This window comes from Burkholderia sp. GW821-FHT14F03 (assembly GCF_058803765.1).
Genome location: NZ_JBXAPG010000078.1, coordinates 1 through 15,780, shown reverse-complemented (window position 1 = coordinate 15,780; position 15,780 = coordinate 1). Strand labels below are relative to the sequence as shown.

Annotated in this window: 12 protein-coding genes; 7 read left to right on the top strand and 5 right to left on the bottom strand. The window is 70.2% G+C overall.

Going from position 1 to position 15,780, the window contains the following annotated elements; genetic code table 11:
- Positions 1-1,249 (top strand): beta strand repeat-containing protein (locus tag AC1RQF_RS31735; protein WP_492874036.1); only part of this gene is annotated, 1,249 nt, incomplete at its 5' end.
- 123 nt (positions 1,250-1,372) lie between these two features.
- Here the strand turns inward: AC1RQF_RS31735 and AC1RQF_RS31730 are convergent.
- The gene (locus AC1RQF_RS31730) at positions 1,373-2,608 is read right to left on the bottom strand and encodes a M23 family metallopeptidase (RefSeq protein WP_492874034.1); all 1,236 of its coding nucleotides are present in this window, start codon (positions 2,606-2,608) and stop codon (positions 1,373-1,375) included.
- A 314-nt stretch (positions 2,609-2,922) separates the two neighbouring features.
- Here AC1RQF_RS31730 and dhaL point away from each other — a divergent pair, with 314 nt between their 5' ends.
- Positions 2,923-4,632: a dihydroxyacetone kinase subunit DhaL gene (gene dhaL, locus AC1RQF_RS31725; protein ID WP_274001455.1), complete on the top strand. Its 1,710-nt coding sequence runs from the start codon at positions 2,923-2,925 to the stop codon at positions 4,630-4,632.
- Between the two features lie 55 nt (positions 4,633-4,687).
- Here dhaL and AC1RQF_RS31720 read toward each other — a convergent pair whose 3' ends face one another.
- The 3 genes from AC1RQF_RS31720 to AC1RQF_RS31710 all read right to left on the bottom strand — a co-directional run bounded on the left by AC1RQF_RS31720 (position 4,688) and on the right by AC1RQF_RS31710 (position 9,937).
- Positions 4,688-6,061: an MATE family efflux transporter gene (locus AC1RQF_RS31720; protein WP_492874032.1), complete on the bottom strand. Its 1,374-nt coding sequence runs from the start codon at positions 6,059-6,061 to the stop codon at positions 4,688-4,690.
- A gap of 106 nt (positions 6,062-6,167) precedes the next feature.
- Positions 6,168-6,806: a DUF2239 family protein gene (locus AC1RQF_RS31715; RefSeq protein ID WP_492874030.1), complete on the bottom strand. Its 639-nt coding sequence runs from the start codon at positions 6,804-6,806 to the stop codon at positions 6,168-6,170.
- A gap of 89 nt (positions 6,807-6,895) precedes the next feature.
- Complete coding sequence (locus tag AC1RQF_RS31710; protein ID WP_274001458.1) at positions 6,896-9,937, bottom strand: transglycosylase domain-containing protein; 3,042 nt, start codon at positions 9,935-9,937, stop codon at positions 6,896-6,898.
- Between the two features lie 219 nt (positions 9,938-10,156).
- Here AC1RQF_RS31710 and AC1RQF_RS31705 point away from each other — a divergent pair, with 219 nt between their 5' ends.
- From AC1RQF_RS31705 to groL, 3 genes are all read left to right on the top strand, one after another.
- Positions 10,157-10,777 (top strand): hypothetical protein, encoded by a 621-nt coding sequence (locus tag AC1RQF_RS31705; RefSeq protein ID WP_492874028.1) that lies wholly within the window; start codon positions 10,157-10,159, stop codon positions 10,775-10,777.
- A 310-nt stretch (positions 10,778-11,087) separates the two neighbouring features.
- Positions 11,088-11,381 (top strand): co-chaperone GroES, encoded by a 294-nt coding sequence (groES, locus tag AC1RQF_RS31700; protein ID WP_274001460.1) that lies wholly within the window; start codon positions 11,088-11,090, stop codon positions 11,379-11,381.
- A 47-nt stretch (positions 11,382-11,428) separates the two neighbouring features.
- Positions 11,429-13,069, top strand: coding sequence for a chaperonin GroEL (gene groL, locus AC1RQF_RS31695; protein WP_274001461.1), 1,641 nt, complete (start codon positions 11,429-11,431; stop codon positions 13,067-13,069).
- A 139-nt stretch (positions 13,070-13,208) separates the two neighbouring features.
- Here the strand turns inward: groL and AC1RQF_RS31690 are convergent, their stop codons facing one another.
- On the bottom strand, positions 13,209-14,078 hold the full coding sequence (locus tag AC1RQF_RS31690; RefSeq protein WP_274001462.1) for a hydroxymethylpyrimidine/phosphomethylpyrimidine kinase family protein: 870 nt from the start codon (positions 14,076-14,078) through the stop codon (positions 13,209-13,211).
- 222 nt (positions 14,079-14,300) lie between these two features.
- Here AC1RQF_RS31690 and AC1RQF_RS31685 point away from each other — a divergent pair, with 222 nt between their 5' ends.
- Positions 14,301-14,471 carry a rubredoxin gene (locus AC1RQF_RS31685; RefSeq protein WP_006400971.1) on the top strand — a complete coding sequence of 57 codons (171 nt, stop codon included), beginning with the start codon at positions 14,301-14,303 and terminating at the stop codon, positions 14,469-14,471.
- A gap of 179 nt (positions 14,472-14,650) precedes the next feature.
- A partial coding sequence (locus AC1RQF_RS31680) for a hypothetical protein (protein WP_492874043.1) occupies positions 14,651-15,780 on the top strand: 1,130 nt, incomplete at its 3' end.

Genomic DNA, 15,780 nt, shown 5'->3' with positions numbered 1-15,780 from the left:
CCCGCTTGCGCCGGTGACCGGTGCGGTGAACACGGTAGTCGGGACGCTGAGCGGCGCGAACCCGATTGGTGGGTTGAGCGGCGCACTCGGCACGGCGACGGGCGCAGTGAATGGCGCGGTTGGAACAGTGACGGGCGCGTTGGGTGGCATCGGCGGCAGCGACCCGCTTGCGCCGGTGACCGGTGCGGTGAACACGGTAGTCGGGACGCTGAGCGACGCGAACCCGATTGGTGGGCTGAGCACGGCAACGGGAGCACTGGCCAACGCCGGTGGCGTACTGAGCGGAGCGCTGGGTACCGCAACGGGCGCGCTGGCCGACACCGGCGGTGCGTTGAACGGTGCCGTCGGCACGGTGACCGGCATGCTCGGCAACGCGGGCGGCGCACTCGCGCCGGTAACAGGCGCGGTGACCGGCGTCGTCAATACGGTGACCGCGACGGCGAGCAATCCGATTGCGCCGATCACCAGCATTGTCGGCAGTTTGGGCAGCGCGCTGCCGGTCGGCAACCTCGGCAATCCGGTCGGTGTCGTGAGCGGCGCGGTAGGCGCGGCAACGGGCGCCCTCGCCAACGCGGGCGGCGCACTGAACGGCGCGGTGGGCACGGTGGCGGGCACGCTCGGCAACGCAGGCGGCGCGCTTGCGCCGGTAACAGGCGCGGTGACCAGCGTCGTCAATACGGTGACCGCAGCGGCGAGCAACCCGATTGCGCCGATCACCAGCATCGTCGGCAACCTGGGCAGCGCGTTGCCGGCCGGTGCGCTGAACGGCGCGGTGGGCGGCGTGACGGGAGCGGTGGGCGGCGTGGCCGGCGCATTGCCGCCAGCCGTGAGCGCGACGGGCGGACTCGTCAATACCGTGGCGGGCGCCGTGACGAGCGTCGCGGGCGGCGGCGCGGCGTCGATCGGCCAGGTCGGCGGCGCGACGGCATCGCTGGTCGGCTCGGTGGCCGGTTCGGCCGGCGGCCTGCTCGGGGCGGGGGGCGGTGCGCTCGGTGCGGTGGCGAACACGACCGGTGCGCTGGCGGGCACGGGTGCGGCCGCACTGGGTACGGTCGCGACGGCGACCGGCTCGACGGTGGGCACGCTCGCCAACGCGACCGGGTCCGCGGTCGGCGGCGTCGCGGCGACGTTGCCGAGCCTGACGGTGTCGGTGACGAATCCGTCCGCGCATGGCAACAGCACGGCGGCCAGCCCGCTCGCCCCGGTGACCTCGCTCATATCGACGCTGACGAGCGGCGTACCGAAGTAGTCAGCTGGTCAGCGGCGCCCGGCGCTCCGGGTTCCGCTGACCGTTATCCGACAGCATGGGCTGTCGGTCCGCGGCATGGCGATGACGTCATGCCGCCTTTTTTCGAGGGGCGTCCCGCGCGGACTAGTTGGCGCAGGCCGGCACGACCGGATCGTTGCTGCCGGTATAGACGTAACCGTCGGAGACCCACTGGTTCGAATTCAGCCGGTACCACAGCCGCGTCGCGCCCCAGTTGCCCTGCACCGTATCGCCGTACGCGAAGCACGCGAGCGTCACCGTCGCGCCGTTCGCCACGCTGCCCACGACCGATGCGGACAGCGACGGCGCGTCGCGCAGGTTCACGTTGCCGGGCGCGCGGATCGGCGCGTCGACGGTGCGGCCCGGTTCGGGCGGGCCGCCGCTGTCGTCCGAGCCATAGTTGGTCAGCGCGGCCTGTACGCCGACGCGGCGCTGGTTCCGTACCGCGTAGCCGCCGTACGCGGAGGGCCCCTCGAAGAACTGCCAGCCGCCGATCGTCTTGCCGTTGACCGGCACTTCCGTACCGCCCTGGCTCAAGGACAGATGCACGTGCGCGCCCGTGGTTTGCCCACCGCACGGCAGCGCGTTGCCGATGCGGCCGAGGTAGTCGCCCTGGCGGATGCGCGCGCCGTTCGCGACCTGAGCGAGCTGCTCCATGTGGTAGTAGGTGGTCTCGTAGCCGTTGTCATGAACGAGCTTGACGATCGCGCTGCCGTTGCGCTCGCAACTTCTGTACAGGTATGCGTCGCGCGCCGCGAGTACACGACCGTCGCCGCCCGAGAAGTCGAGCGAGTTGTACGGACGGCTTTCTCCGCTCCAGCCGTGCGCGCCGCCGGTCCAGTACCACGCGGTGTCGCGTTGCCACGGCAGCGCGAGTCCGGTCTGTCCGGGGGCGGCCTTCGGTTGCCCGCCGGCCGCGCCGCGTCGCGGATCGAGCTGCGCGCGTTCGGCGGGGCCGACCAGCGCGGCGGGCGCCGCGCCCAGCAGCGCCGCGTAGGTTGCGTCGCCTTCGACGCCGACCCGCCATGCACCCTGCGCGCGCCGCGCGACGAACAGCTTGCTGACGGGGTCGGCCGCCACGCCGTCGGGAACGATCTGCGTGGCGGCGCCCAGCACCCAGTCGCCGTCGGGCGTGACGCGGATCGTCTCGACCAGGGCATCCTGCCCTGCTGCGGCCAGGGTGGGCGCCTGTTTGCCGAGCCGCGTCGAAAACGCCTGCCGGGCCGCCTGCTGAAGCGCGACGTCGGCATCGGCGGCCATCGCGGCGCCGCCCTGCAGGCAGACCGCGAGCAGCGGGATGACGAGATATCGGGAAGCACGGTGAGCGCGGCGCGTGATCATGCGGTCTCCTGGTCGATGAGGGTGGGATAAATCGGAATCCTTACGGTTTGGTAACCATAGCGAGATTTGCGAAAAAGTAAACCTTCGGCGAAGGAAATCGTGCGACACCGCATCCATTGCCCGGCGATCGCGCCGATTGTTTCGGCGCGCACGTTTGCGCGTTTGTGTCGAGGGTGCGTGAGAGGAAACGATCGCCTGGGTCGTGTCGTAAAGTCTTATAGTGCAGGCACCCGGATGCGCAGCGCGACGCGCCTCCGGGCTCCATGCCAGGACGATACGAATGATATTGGGCAGAGTGCCCTGAGAGGACCAACATGAAGAAACTGATCAACGATGTGGGTACGGTGGTGCCCGACATGCTGAACGGCCTCGTCGCGCTGAATCCGCACCTGTCGTTGCTGCAGGACACGACGATCGTGGTGCGCGCGGATGCCGACGCGGCGGCCGCGCGCGGCGAGGTCGCGCTGATCTCGGGCGGCGGCGCAGGCCACGAGCCGGCGCACGGCGGTTATGTCGGGCTGGGCATGCTGAGCGCGGCGGTGGCGGGCGAGGTGTTCACGTCGCCGTCGACGGACGCGGTGCTCGATGCGATCCGCGCGGTCGCGGGTCCGGCGGGCGTGCTGCTGATCGTGAAGAACTATACGGGCGACCGCCTCAACTTCGGCCTCGCGGCGGAGATCGCGCGCGCGGAGGGCATCCCGGTCGAGATGGTGGTGGTCGCCGACGACGTCGCGCTGTCGGCGCGAGGCGAGCATGCGGGGCGGCGCGGCCTCGCGGGCACGGTGCTGGTGCACAAGATCGCCGGCGCGGCGGCGGCCGAGGGCCGGCCGCTCGCCGAGGTCGCGCAGGCGGCGCGCGACGCGGCCGCCGCGCTCGGCACGATGGGCGTCGCGCTCACGCCGTGCACGGTGCCGGCGGCGGGCAAGCCCGGCTTCTCGCTCGCCGACGGCGAGATCGAATGGGGGCTCGGCATTCATGGCGAGGCGGGCGTCGAGCGCGGTGCGCTCGAACCGGCGGATGCGATCGTCGCGCGCCTGCTCGACCGGATCGTGACGGATCTCGCCCCGGCGCGCGGCGAGCGCGTCGCGCTGCTCGTCAATAATCTCGGCGGCACACCCGCGAGCGAACTCGACATCGTCGCGGCCGCCGCGCTGCGCGAGCTGGATCGTCTCGGCCTGCGGGTCGAGCGCGCGTGGGCCGGCACGTTCCTGAGCGCGCTGGAGATGGCGGGCGTGTCGCTGACCGTGCTGCGGCTCGACGACGCGCGGCTGGCGCGACTCGATGCGGCTTCGCGCACGAGCGCGTGGCCTGTGCATGGCGGCGCGCTCGCGGCGGTGGTCGCGAAGGCGGCGCCCGCCGCGCCGCGCGCGCAGTCGGCCGAGGCGCGGCTCGCGCGCGACGCGGCGCTGCGGCGCGCGATCGAGGCCGTGTGCACGAGCCTGCTGGCGTCGGAGGCATTGCTGACCGAGATGGATCAGCGCGTCGGCGACGGCGATCTCGGCATCAGCCTGTCACGCGCGTCGCACGCGATGCGCGATGCGCTCGACGATTGGCCGTCGGCCGAACTGCCCGCGGCCGTGCTGCGCGAGATGTCGGCGACGATCCGGCGCGTGGTCGGCGGCACGTCCGGTCCGCTGTACGCGATCATGCTGATGCGCGCCGCCGCCGCGCTCGACGGCGTGCGCGAACCCGATGCGCATGCCTGGGCGCGCGCCTTCTCGGCGGCTGTCGATGGCGTGATGGAATTGGGCGGCGCGCGGCCCGGCGACCGCACCATGGTCGATGCGTTGCAGCCGGCGGCCGATGCATTGCGCACAGCGCTCGAGGCGCGGGCCGTCGACACGGCGGCCGCCTTGCGCGCGGCGGTCGAGGCGGCCGAGGCGGGCGCGGCGCGCACCGCGTCGATGACGCCGCGCCGCGGCCGCTCCAGCTATATCGGCGAGCGGGCGCTCGGGCATGCCGATCCGGGCGCGCACGCGGTCGGCCTGTGGCTCGCGGCGGTGCGCGACGCGCTGGTGGGCTGAGCATGACGTCGCGCGGGTGCATGCTGCACGCGTCCGCGCGACGGCTCGAAGCGCCTCAGGCGAGCCGCACGATACGGCGGCGCGGCCAGACCAGGCGGTAGTACAGGGTTTGCAGCAGGAGCATGGCGATGAAGGTCGTCGCGCAGGCCCACCAGATGCCGGCTAATCCGACCCGGGCGTTCAGCCAGAACGCGAGCGGCAATTCGATGCACAGGATCGCGCCGATCGCGAGCGCGGTCGGACCGGCGACTGCGCCGCTGGCACGCATCGCGCCGACCAGCACGTTCGCGCAGCCGAGCACGACCACGCTCCAGGCGACGATGTGCAGCAGATCGAGTGCGCGCGCAACCACTTCCGGCGCGGTCAGGAACGCGCCGACGAGCCACGGCGCGCAGCCGTACACCAGGGCCACGATACTTCCGGTGAACAGCAGATTGAGCCGCAGGCCGGTGCCGACGATCGCGCCGATCCGTTCCGCGCGGCCCGCGCCGATGGCGTGCGACGCGAGGATCGTCGTCGTGATGCCGAGCGACATCGCCGGCAGCTGAATCCAGCTCATCACTTGCGTGACCGCGCCATAAGCCGCGGTCGCATCCGATCCGTGACGGTTCACGAGGCCGAGCAAGGCGAATTCGGCGAGCGCCATCGTCAGCATCTGCAGCGCGGCGGGCACGCCGATCCGCAACATCTTCGCGGCGATGGCCGGCTCGATGCGCAGGTTCCGCAGCAGCGCGCGGTCAGGCGCGAGCGGATGCCGGCGGCGACGCCAGTGCCACGCGGTCCAGAGCAGCGCGAGCGTGAAGGCCGCGAGCGTCGATACCGCGGCGCTCGCGACGCCGAGGCGCGGCAGGCCGAACCAGCCGCGGATCAGCGCCGGCGTGCACGCGAGCGAGAGCACCGTGGCGAACGCGAGCGTGCGCAGCGGCGTGACCGCGTCGCCGACGCCGCGGCTCATCGAGGTGGTGAGCCACATCAGCAGCACGATGGGCATGCCGGCCAGCATCAGCGTCGCATAGCGGCTCGCCTCGTCGAGCACGTTGGCGGGCGTGCCGAGCCAACGCATCAGCGACGCGGCGCCGAAGCCGCCGCCGATCGCGATCACGACGCCCACGCAGAGCATCAGCGCGAGCGCGGTGCCGGCGATCGCGCGCACCTTCGGCAGATCGCCCGCGCCCCACGCGTGGCCGATCAGGATCGTCGCGCCGGTGCTGAGGCCGATGATGATCGAGAGCAGCAGGAAGAACACCGGAAAGAACGCGGAGACCGCGGCGATCGCATCGACGCCGAGCATCTGCCCGAGGTAGAGACCGTCGATCGTGCCGGCGGCGGATTGCAGCAGATTGGTCAGCATCATCGGCAACAGGATCGCCAGATAGGTTTTCCATAAAGGCCGCACGGGCGGCGGGGCGAGGGTGGTCCGGGTGGACATGCGGGATTCCTTTGGGCAAAGCGACGCCATGACGCGCGGCGGACCGCGCGACGTCGCGTGAAGTGACGAACGGGAAAGGGGGCGCGGCGCGCGTGCGCCGCGCGGGTCAGGCGTCGGGCGCTGCCGTGTCGGCGTCGACCGCGGACGCGAGCCATGCCGCGTGTTCGCGGACATCGCGCGGCCAGCCGGCGATACAGGCGTCGAAGCGTGCCGCGTCGCGCGCGAACAGCGCGCGGGTGGCCTCTTCGAAGCCGGGCAGGTCGCCCGCGAGCGCCGACATGAAGTGATACGCGCGTTCCTGCTGCTGACGTGCGCGGTCGCGTTCGCCGTGCTTGCGGCGGGCGTCGTCGACCATCTTGCGCAGCGCGACCGAGGCGCCGCCCGGCTGCGTCGCGAGCCATTCCCAGTGACGCGGCAGCAGCGTGACTTCGCGCGCGATCACGCCGAGCTTCGGCCGGCCGCGCCCGCGGGCGGCGGGCGCGGCGTCGGCGTCGTCGCTTGCCGACGCCGACGCGCCAGCGGGCGCCGGCGTGTCGGGATAGCGCGCCCGGATCGCCTCGTCCGGCCCACGCGTATCGACGTCGATCGAGCGGCCGGTGCGGTTGTCGAAAATCAGGATCGACGCATTGGCATCGCGATCGAGCGCGTGCCGGGTGGCGAGCGCGATGGCCTGCAACGAGCCCGAGGCGAGACGCTGGTGGCCCGCGAAGCTCGTGTAGGCGGGAAAGGCGGAATGAGAAGTCATGACGGACACCGAGGAACAGGATGGTTCGAATAATACCCGGGTATTATTCGAGGTGCAATATTACCCGGGTATTATTTTGAGGGGGCGCGTCATGCATGCCGCGCGGGCGGCGGGGTGAACAGCGGCTGCAACTCGGGGGCGAGCGATCTCAGCAATTGCACCGCGAGCGCGCTCGTGAAGTCGTAGCGCGCCGCGTAGGGCTCGTGGGCATACGCGGTCAGCACGCCGAAGAAGCGCTCGCCGATCGCGAACACGAAGGTGGCGCTGCGGTTGACCTTGCGCGATTCGACGAGGCGCGCGCCCGGCGCATAGACGTTGAAGCGCTGGTCGCCGGTGCCGGTCTTGCCGTAGATCTCGAAGGTCCTGCCGTCGGGCAGCGTGAGGCCGGAGGCGAGCCGCCGCGCGGTGCCGTCGAGCACCACGTCGCGCAGCATGCGCCGCACGACGGCGACGATCTCGGGCGGCAGCATCGTGCGAGGCTGCGCCGGCGCGCGCGCGAAGCGCGTTTCGTAGGGCGTGTCCGGCGCGAACGTGAGCTGCGTGATGCTTTGCGTCGGGGCGTCGTTGCCGCCGTTCGCGATCATCCCGATCAGGTGCGCGAGCGCATCGGGCTGGTCGCCGGACGCGCCGATCGCGGCCGCGAGCGACGGCGTGAGATGGGCGAACGGGTAGCCGTACGCGCGCCATTCGCGGCCGATCGCATCGTAGGCGCGCAGCTCGATCATGCGGCGGATGCGGCGGTCCTGGGTGGCGTGATAGCGGGTCTTGTAGAGCCACGAATAGGTGGTGCGCCGCACGTCGCTGCTGGCGCCCTCCACGTCGTCGAGGGTGGCGCCCGGATGCGCGCGCAGGTAGGCGAGCGTCCACAGCGCGAGCGGATGCACGCTCGCGATGTAGCCGCGATCGTTGAGGTTGAAGCGATCGACGCCGTACTTCGCGTACAGCGCGGCGAGCGCGTCGTCCGGCAGCGTCGCGGCCGGCGTGCCCTTGAGCGTCGCGCGCATCCAGGCGTCGAACCAGGCGGGCGGGCCGTCGGGCGCGACGCTGCGCAGCACCGTGGCGATCTTCGGCGGCGATTTGCGCACGTTGCGCAGCATCGCGGCGAGCGCGTCGTCGTCGGTCCGGCCCGCGTAGCGCGTGTAGAAACGCTTCACGTAGACGCGGCTCTCGTCGTCGACGAAGCGGTCCAGGTAGCGCGCGCGGGCCGCGGGATCGTCGAGCCAGGCCGACGCGGGCCCGGAGGTTTCGATCATCTCGTAGTGGACGATGTCGCGCATCAGCCGCACGAACACGAGGTTCACCGAATGCGTGAACGCGGCGTGCACGGTCAGGATCCGGCCGTTGTCGATCTTGTCGAAATTGGTGAACGCTTGCGCGCCGCCGCCCGTATAGAAGGTCTCGCCGGCGCTCGCCGAGTATTTGCGTTCGATGGCCGCGTCGAGCATGGCCGGCAGCGACGGGTCGCGCGCGCTGGCCAGGTACGACAGCGCCCAGCGGGTCAGCGTATCCGACGGATCGGGCTTCAAGCCGGCGCGTTCGGCGGCGGACAGCGGGGCGTAGCGCGCATGCAGCGCCGCGATGATGCGCAGGTAGGTGACGAGGGTGCGCAGCTTCGCGGTGGAGCCGAGATTGAGGCGCGCGCCCTGGTTGATGTCGAACGGCTCGTTGACGCTGTCCGTCTGCACGCGCAGCAGGTTCGCGCCGCCGCGCCGTTCGTACAGCGTGAAGCTGTAGGTCAGGTGCGACGGATCGTCGGCGGGGCGCAGCATCTCGAAGCCGTAGAGGCCGGCCGCCTGCGCGCCCGCGCGCGTCGCGACGCCCGCGAGGCGCGCGGACACGGCCTGCTGCACGCGGTTGTCGAGCGTGTCGGTGGCGTCGAGGTCGAGCCGGTCGAGCGCGTAGAAACCGGGCGTCCCGAGCGCGTCGAGCAGATGCGCGCGCGCGGAGGTCACGGCCTTGCGCGTGACGAACGATTGGGCCGGCGCGCGCGCCGGCGCCGGACTGAGCGCGATCGACGCGCCGAGCGCCGCGTCGCGCAGGGCCGGCGTGATCACCTCGTTGGCGGCGAGCAGGCGCAGATAACTGTCGGTCAGGCGCTGCAGCGCCGGGAAGTCGCGCTGCAGGTAATAGGAGGGCGCGCGCTGAGCGATCAGCAGCGACAGCACCTCGCGAAACGCGAGCGCCTGCGCGGCGAGCTGGTCGGGCGTCGCGGGAGCGGCGAGCAGGCGGTTGACCTCGTCGAAGTCGCGGTCGTACCACGCGGCGAGACCGTCGCCGATACCGATCACTTCGCCGAGGTGCGGACGGGCGGCGAGCGGCACCGCGTTCAGGTAGCGCGCGACGAGCGCCTCGCGCGCGGGCAGGGTTTGCGGCCCGTGCAGGTACGCGCGCAGCGACGCGGACGCGATCTGCCGCAGCTTCTCCGGCGGCGTCGCGGTGCGGCCGCCCGGCGAGTGACGGAATTTCTCCAGCTGGGTCGCGAGCGTGCTGCCGCCGGGCGTGGCCTGGTGCGGCATGACGAAACGCAGGCCCTGATCGGCGAGCGCGCGGCCGAAACGTCCCCAGTCGAGGGCGGGGTTGCGTTCAGGCGCGGCGGCGTCGAGCAGCGTGCGATCCTCGATATACAGCAGCGCGGCGACGACGACGGGCGGGATCGCGTCGAACGACGGGTAGATCCGCGCGGGGTAGCGGGCCGTGTAGAGCGGTGCGCCCGTGGCGTCGCGCAGCGTGAGGCCGGTCTGGTCTTTTTCGTCGTAGGGGGGAAACAGGCCGGCGTCGGCGAGCGCGCGCATGCGGTCCGACTGCCGCGCCTGCGCCGTGACGATGAAGCCGCGCGAGAGCAGGCGCTGCTCGATCGCGGGCAGCGCGGTGTAGCCGAGCCGCAGGTCGTAGGGGCCGTCGCCGGGGAAGCGGAGCGCGTTGCTCGGCCCGGCGCCGGGCTGATAGGCGAGCGTCTGGTCGTAGCGGGACAGGTAGCGCGCCTGCAGCCGCGAACTCTCGAGTTCGAGCTGACACAGCTTCGCGACGGCGGCGAGCGTGATGACGCTCAACGCCAGCAACCACAACCAACGCTTCCGCATCGATGCAACACCGATCGAGCGGAGCGGAATCCGAACCAGCGGCCGATTCATGGCGGCATCTCCCGGCAGGGACCGGAGCGTGCCGGATCCTCTTTCGTAGTGTAGTCGCCAAACCGAAAATGCCACGGTCGGGAGTGACCCGGGGTTCATGAAGGCGTCGACGGTCGTGGGCGGGCTTGTGGATGGCGCGCGCGGATTGGTACCATCGTCCGCTGTTGGTTCCGTTCATTTTTCGGCCGGTTGCCCGTGCGTTCGCGTCGGGCGCGCTGTTTGAGCCGGTTCGCCCAGCTTGCCAATCCGATGCACTATTTCACCCGAACCCTGCTGTGCGCCCTTGCCTGCGTGACGTGCACGCCGGCGAGCCGGGCGGACGTCCCGTTCACCGACGCGCAACTGACGCCGCAGGCGGCGCTGATTCATATGAAGGCTGTCGACTATTGCGCGAAAGGCGCGGCTGACGATCGCGTGGCCTGCGAAAACGATTTCATCACCACGGCCAGCCAGATACTCGCGACGCAGCCCGGCATCGCGCCGCCCGGCGCACGCGCGGCGGACCACGCGGCGGCCGTCGCGGACGCCGCGCGTCGCCGCCTGCCTGCCGCCGAGCGCCTCGCCTCGCTCGCGCCGGCCGACAGCCCGGACCCCGGCCGGGATCCGGCGGCGCAGATGATCGGCTTGTCACGCGCGTGCGAGAAGCTGTTCCCGGAGACGGCCGCGCAGGCGAACGCGCAGCGGCTCGCCGCGCTCGAGGCGCAGAGCCCCGAGATCCATCGCGAGGCGGTCGCGCTGGAAGCGGACCGGTCGGTGGCGGCGCGCCGCCGGATCCACGCGGCCGAAGCCCAGTTCGGGTGGGATGGTCAGCTCGCCAAGCTCGTCTGCACGCTGTCCTGAGGCCGCGGCCCCCCGGTCTCGCGGGGGCGGCTCAGGGTGCGGGAACCTGCTCATCGGATCCGACCCTTGCAACTGTTACACTTTCCGCACTGCGGCATCGGTGCGTCGAAATCGCCAGAAAGCCCGCCGGGCGGGGCATTGAGCGAGATCAGGCCGATCGGGGAAGGATCCTGGGGCGGTTCTTGAATTTGTCAAAACCCGTCCATATAATTAGCACTCGCTGCACTAGAGTGCTAACAATTCTCTGCCGGGCTTCCGGCCCGGCAGATTCCCTCAGCGTTCTTCAGTCTCAATCAAGAGAGGAGTGAGTATGAACCTTCGTCCTTTGCACGATCGCGTGATCGTCAAGCGTCTGGATCAGGAAACCAAGACCGCGTCGGGCATCGTGATCCCCGAAGCCGCTGCAGAAAAGCCGGATCAAGGTGAAATCCTGGCCGTCGGCCCGGGCAAGCGCGACGACAAGGGCGCGCAGATCGCGCTCGACGTGAAGGTCGGCGATCGCATCCTGTTCGGCAAGTACGCTGGCCAGACCGTCAAGGTCGACGGTCAGGAACTGCTCGTGATGCGCGAAGAAGACATCATGGCCGTGGTCAACGCTAAGTAAGCGTTCGCCAACGTACCCATTCTCAAAGAATCCCAAGGAGTTAGAAGATGGCAGCTAAAGACGTCGTATTCGGCGATTCCGCCCGCGCGAAGATGGTCGAAGGCGTGAACATTCTCGCCAACGCAGTGAAGGTCACGCTGGGTCCGAAGGGCCGCAACGTGGTGCTCGAGCGCAGCTTCGGCGGCCCGACGGTCACCAAGGACGGTGTGTCGGTCGCGAAGGAAATCGAGCTGAAGGACAAGCTCCAGAACATGGGCGCGCAAATGGTCAAGGAAGTCGCTTCCAAGACCAGCGACAACGCCGGCGACGGCACGACGACGGCAACCGTCCTCGCGCAATCGATCGTTCGCGAAGGCATGAAGTACGTCGCATCGGGCATGAACCCGATGGACCTGAAGCGCGGCATCGACAAGGCAGTCGCAGCGGCTGTCGAAGAGCTGAAGAAGATCAGCAAGCCGTGCACGACCAACAAGGAAATCGCGCAGGTCGGCTCGATCTCGGCGAACAGCGATTCGTCGATCGGCGATCGCATCGCTGAAGCGATGGACAAGGTCGGCAAGGAAGGCGTGATCACCGTCGAAGACGGCAAGTCGCTGGCCGACGAGCTGGACGTCGTCGAAGGCATGCAATTCGACCGCGGCTACCTGTCGCCGTACTTCATCAACAACCCGGACAAGCAAGTCGCCGTCCTCGACAACCCGTTCGTGCTGCTGCACGACAAGAAGGTGTCGAACATCCGTGATCTGCTGCCGGTGCTCGAGCAAGTCGCGAAGGCTGGCCGTCCGCTGCTGATCATCGCGGAAGACGTCGAAGGCGAAGCGCTCGCGACGCTGGTCGTGAACAACATCCGCGGCATCCTGAAGACTGTTGCGGTCAAGGCGCCGGGCTTCGGCGATCGTCGCAAGGCGATGCTGGAAGACATCGCGATCCTGACCGGCGGTCAAGTGGTGGCGGAAGAAACCGGCCTGACGCTCGAGAAGGCGACGCTGGCTGAACTGGGCCAGGCGAAGCGCATCGAAGTGGGCAAGGAAAACACGACGATCATCGACGGCGCAGGCGAAGCCGTGAACATCGAAGCGCGCGTGAAGCAAGTGCGTGCGCAGATCGAAGAAGCGACGTCGGACTACGACCGTGAAAAGCTGCAAGAGCGCGTGGCCAAGCTGGCCGGCGGCGTGGCAGTGATCAAGGTCGGCGCTGCGACCGAAGTCGAAATGAAGGAAAAGAAGGCACGTGTCGAAGACGCACTGCACGCCACGCGCGCAGCTGTGGAAGAAGGCATCGTGGCCGGCGGCGGCGTCGCGCTGATCCGCGCGCGCACCGCGATCGCGGGCCTGACGGGCATCAACGCCGACCAGAACGCCGGCATCAAGATCGTGCTGCGCGCGATGGAAGAGCCGCTGCGCCAGATCGTCACGAACGGTGGCGAAGAGGCGAGCGTCGTGGTGGCGGCAGTTGCAGCGGGCAAGGGCAACTACGGCTACAACGCGGCAACGGGCGAGTACGGCGACCTGGTGGAAGCCGGCGTGGTCGACCCGACCAAGGTGACGCGCACCGCGCTGCAAAACGCGGCATCGGTCGCGGGCCTGCTGCTGACGACGGACGCAGCGGTTGCCGAGCTGCCGAAGGAAGACGCACCGATGCCTGGCGGCATGCCGGGCGGCATGGGCGGCATGGGCATGGATATGTAATCGGCGTTACGCCGCTTGCATTGAGGAACGCGCGGCGACGCGCGTTCACCCAATAAAAAACCCGCAGCGATGCGGGTTTTTTATTGGGGCCGACGGATCGTGCACCGTGCCGGCGGCCGGGGCGGGCGCGCCGCCGCGTTCAGCCCGGCGCGCTCTTGCCGGCCGCGGTCGGCCGGGTGGCGGCGGGTTGCAGCAGCGCTTCGTCCTCGTTGCTGCGCGCCCAGAAGAAGCGATCCGGCAGATACGCGCCCATGCCGGGACGGAACGCGTCGCGCGTGGCCTGATACAGGTACTCCTGCGCCTCGCGCACCGCCTCGGGCGGTTCCTGCCCGTTCGCGAGCAGCGCGGCGATCGCCGCGCCGAGCGTATCGGTGACGCCCATCAACCGGTGCGGCGTGCGCTCCCACAGATCCTGCCGGATCTGGCCTTCCTCGCCGTACAGCGTGTTGACGAGGCGGTGCGAGCCGGTCTCGGTCGCCAGGATGTATTCGCAACCCTGCGCCAGCAGGTGCGAGATCGCGGCGTCGAGATTCGGCGCTTCGGCGTCGCCGTCCGGCTGCGCGAGCGCGATCAGCGTCGCGTGGTCGGCGACGAGCAGCGTGGTCTGCGGCGCGAGCAGGTCGGCGATCGATTCGCGCAGGTCGTCGGCCGCGAGCACGTGCTCGTCGTCGAGCGTGAAATCCGGCGCGAGCACGAGCGGCACGCCGTCGTAGTCGGCGACCACCTCGGCGATCGCGCTCACGACTTCCGCGCGGGTCGCGGCGCCGATCTTGAACGCGGCCACCGGCATGTCTTCGAGCAGCATGCGCGCCTGCGCGGCGACGGTGTCGGGATCGAGCCCGGTCACTTCGTCGCAGGCGGCGGAATCGCGCACGGTATAGCCCGTCAGGACCGACACGCCGTGGCAACCCATGCTCGCCAGCGTCAGCAGGTCGGCCTGCAGGCCGGAGCCGCCAGTCGGATCGGACAAGCCGAAGGAGAGGACGATCGGGGGGGCATTGCTGGACATGGAAAAATGGGGCAAGAAAAAACGGACAGGCAGGACAACGGCGGGACGCACCAAGCATGGGCATCCTGTCGGCATTATGCGGCCGAATCAGGCGGGCCGACCGGGTTTTTTTATCGCACCGCAACGAAGCGCCGCGCGTCGAGGCGGATTGCTAGGCAGTCCGGCCCCGACACGGTACCATCATGGCTCTCAAATCAACGGACTTTCCTTACACGGCTTAAGATGGAATATAAAAGCTGGATGTGCCTGATCTGCGGTTGGATTTACGACGAAGAGGCAGGCTTGCCGGACGAGGGCATTGCCCCGGGCACACGCTGGGAAGACGTTCCCATCAATTGGACCTGCCCGGAATGCGGCGCGCGCAAGGAAGACTTCGAGATGGTGCAGATCTGACCGTCTTGCGCCGGTGTCCGTGGTGGGCGCCGGCAGCCCGTGCGCGACGCGCGTCAGGAAGGGGTCGACCGCGCGTCACGCGATGATCCGGCTTGCCGGGAGGTGAAAGCGCGCGCATGAGTTCCGATCCGATCACGCAAGCGGTGCTTGAAGCCCTGCCCAATCCGCGGGGGGGCGCAGTGCGCGTAGCGGAAGCCGCGCTGCGCGAGGCGGCCGACGCCTTCGAGCGCGAGTCGTCGCCGGCGGCGCCGCTTGGCGTCGCGGCGGCGGCGCTGCGCGATGCGGGCTGGCTGGCCGCGCACCGCTTCGTGGTCGCGCTGTCGCACGCCGCGCCGTTCGCGGCCGCCGACGTATCGCCGATGGCGTTCCATGCGGCGCTGCGCGCGTTCCGGCTCGCGGTGGCGCGCCACAATCTGCGCGAGCTGGCCTGCTCGCCAGTCCTGTTCGAGCACTATCACGCGCTGCGCACCCAGGTCGCGCGCGACCTGCGCACCGACACGCCGCACGACGCGCTCGCGCTCGCCGGGCGGCCGGTGCCGCCCGCCACGCTTCACACCTTGCCGGACCACGCGTTCCTGCATGTCCGGGCCCGTTTCGAGCAGGCGTTGCTGGCCGTGCTGCGCGCGCCGCAGGCGCCGCCCGACGCAGCCCTGGACGAGATCGCCGCCTGCGCGGCGGCGCTGTCCGGTCCGCTCCCCTATGACTATTGGCGTCTCGCGGGCGCGTGCGCGCACGCGCTGCGGGTGAGCGGCGCGGCCGAGCTGAAGCGCTTTCTCGCGCGCTGCAACCTGCTGCTGGGCGAGCAGGCGCGCGGCCTGCGCGTGGCATCGCCCGTGCTGGTGCGCGAGACGCTCGCGCTGATATGGCGCGATTACGCGCTTTACGGCGCTGCGGCGGAGGATGCCGACGACGTCGAGCTGCTGCGTGACTACGGCCTGACGGTCGACTGGCATGTGGCGGCCACGCAGGCGTCCGAGACGCTGTGGGAAGCGGACGCCGCGCGGGCGGAGCGCGCCGCGCTGGAGGACGCGCCGACCCGCGAGCTGGGCGTCGTGACCGTCAATGCGTACGCCTACGAGGATTTCCTGCAGACGGCCGATGCGTCGATGGCCGAGCTGGCGGGCGAGATCCGCGCGGCGGATGCCGGGACCGCGCTGCGCGCGGCCGATGCCGCCTACCGGGTCGGTGCGGCGGCGGGCGCGCTCGGGCTCGGCCATCTCGCGCTGCTCGCCGACGCGCTCGGTCTCGCCTGGCGGCGGCGCGCGCTCGCGGGCCCGCCCGACGCGGCCGGCGCGGCGGTGGTCGCGCG

Excerpts from the sequence above, each read along its gene's own strand:
- groES (WP_274001460.1), top strand. The coding sequence starts at position 11,088 with ATGAACCTTCGTCCTTTGCACGATCGCGTGATCGTCAAGCGTCTGGAT.
- AC1RQF_RS31685 (WP_006400971.1), top strand. The coding sequence starts at position 14,301 with ATGGAATATAAAAGCTGGATGTGCCTGATCTGCGGTTGGATTTACGAC.
- AC1RQF_RS31720 (WP_492874032.1), bottom strand. The coding sequence starts at position 6,061 with ATGTCCACCCGGACCACCCTCGCCCCGCCGCCCGTGCGGCCTTTATGG.
- AC1RQF_RS31715 (WP_492874030.1), bottom strand. The coding sequence starts at position 6,806 with ATGACTTCTCATTCCGCCTTTCCCGCCTACACGAGCTTCGCGGGCCAC.
- AC1RQF_RS31730 (WP_492874034.1), bottom strand. The coding sequence starts at position 2,608 with ATGATCACGCGCCGCGCTCACCGTGCTTCCCGATATCTCGTCATCCCG.
- dhaL (WP_274001455.1), top strand. The coding sequence starts at position 2,923 with ATGAAGAAACTGATCAACGATGTGGGTACGGTGGTGCCCGACATGCTG.
- groL (WP_274001461.1), top strand. The coding sequence starts at position 11,429 with ATGGCAGCTAAAGACGTCGTATTCGGCGATTCCGCCCGCGCGAAGATG.
- AC1RQF_RS31710 (WP_274001458.1), bottom strand. The coding sequence starts at position 9,937 with ATGAATCGGCCGCTGGTTCGGATTCCGCTCCGCTCGATCGGTGTTGCA.
- AC1RQF_RS31690 (WP_274001462.1), bottom strand. The coding sequence starts at position 14,078 with ATGTCCAGCAATGCCCCCCCGATCGTCCTCTCCTTCGGCTTGTCCGAT.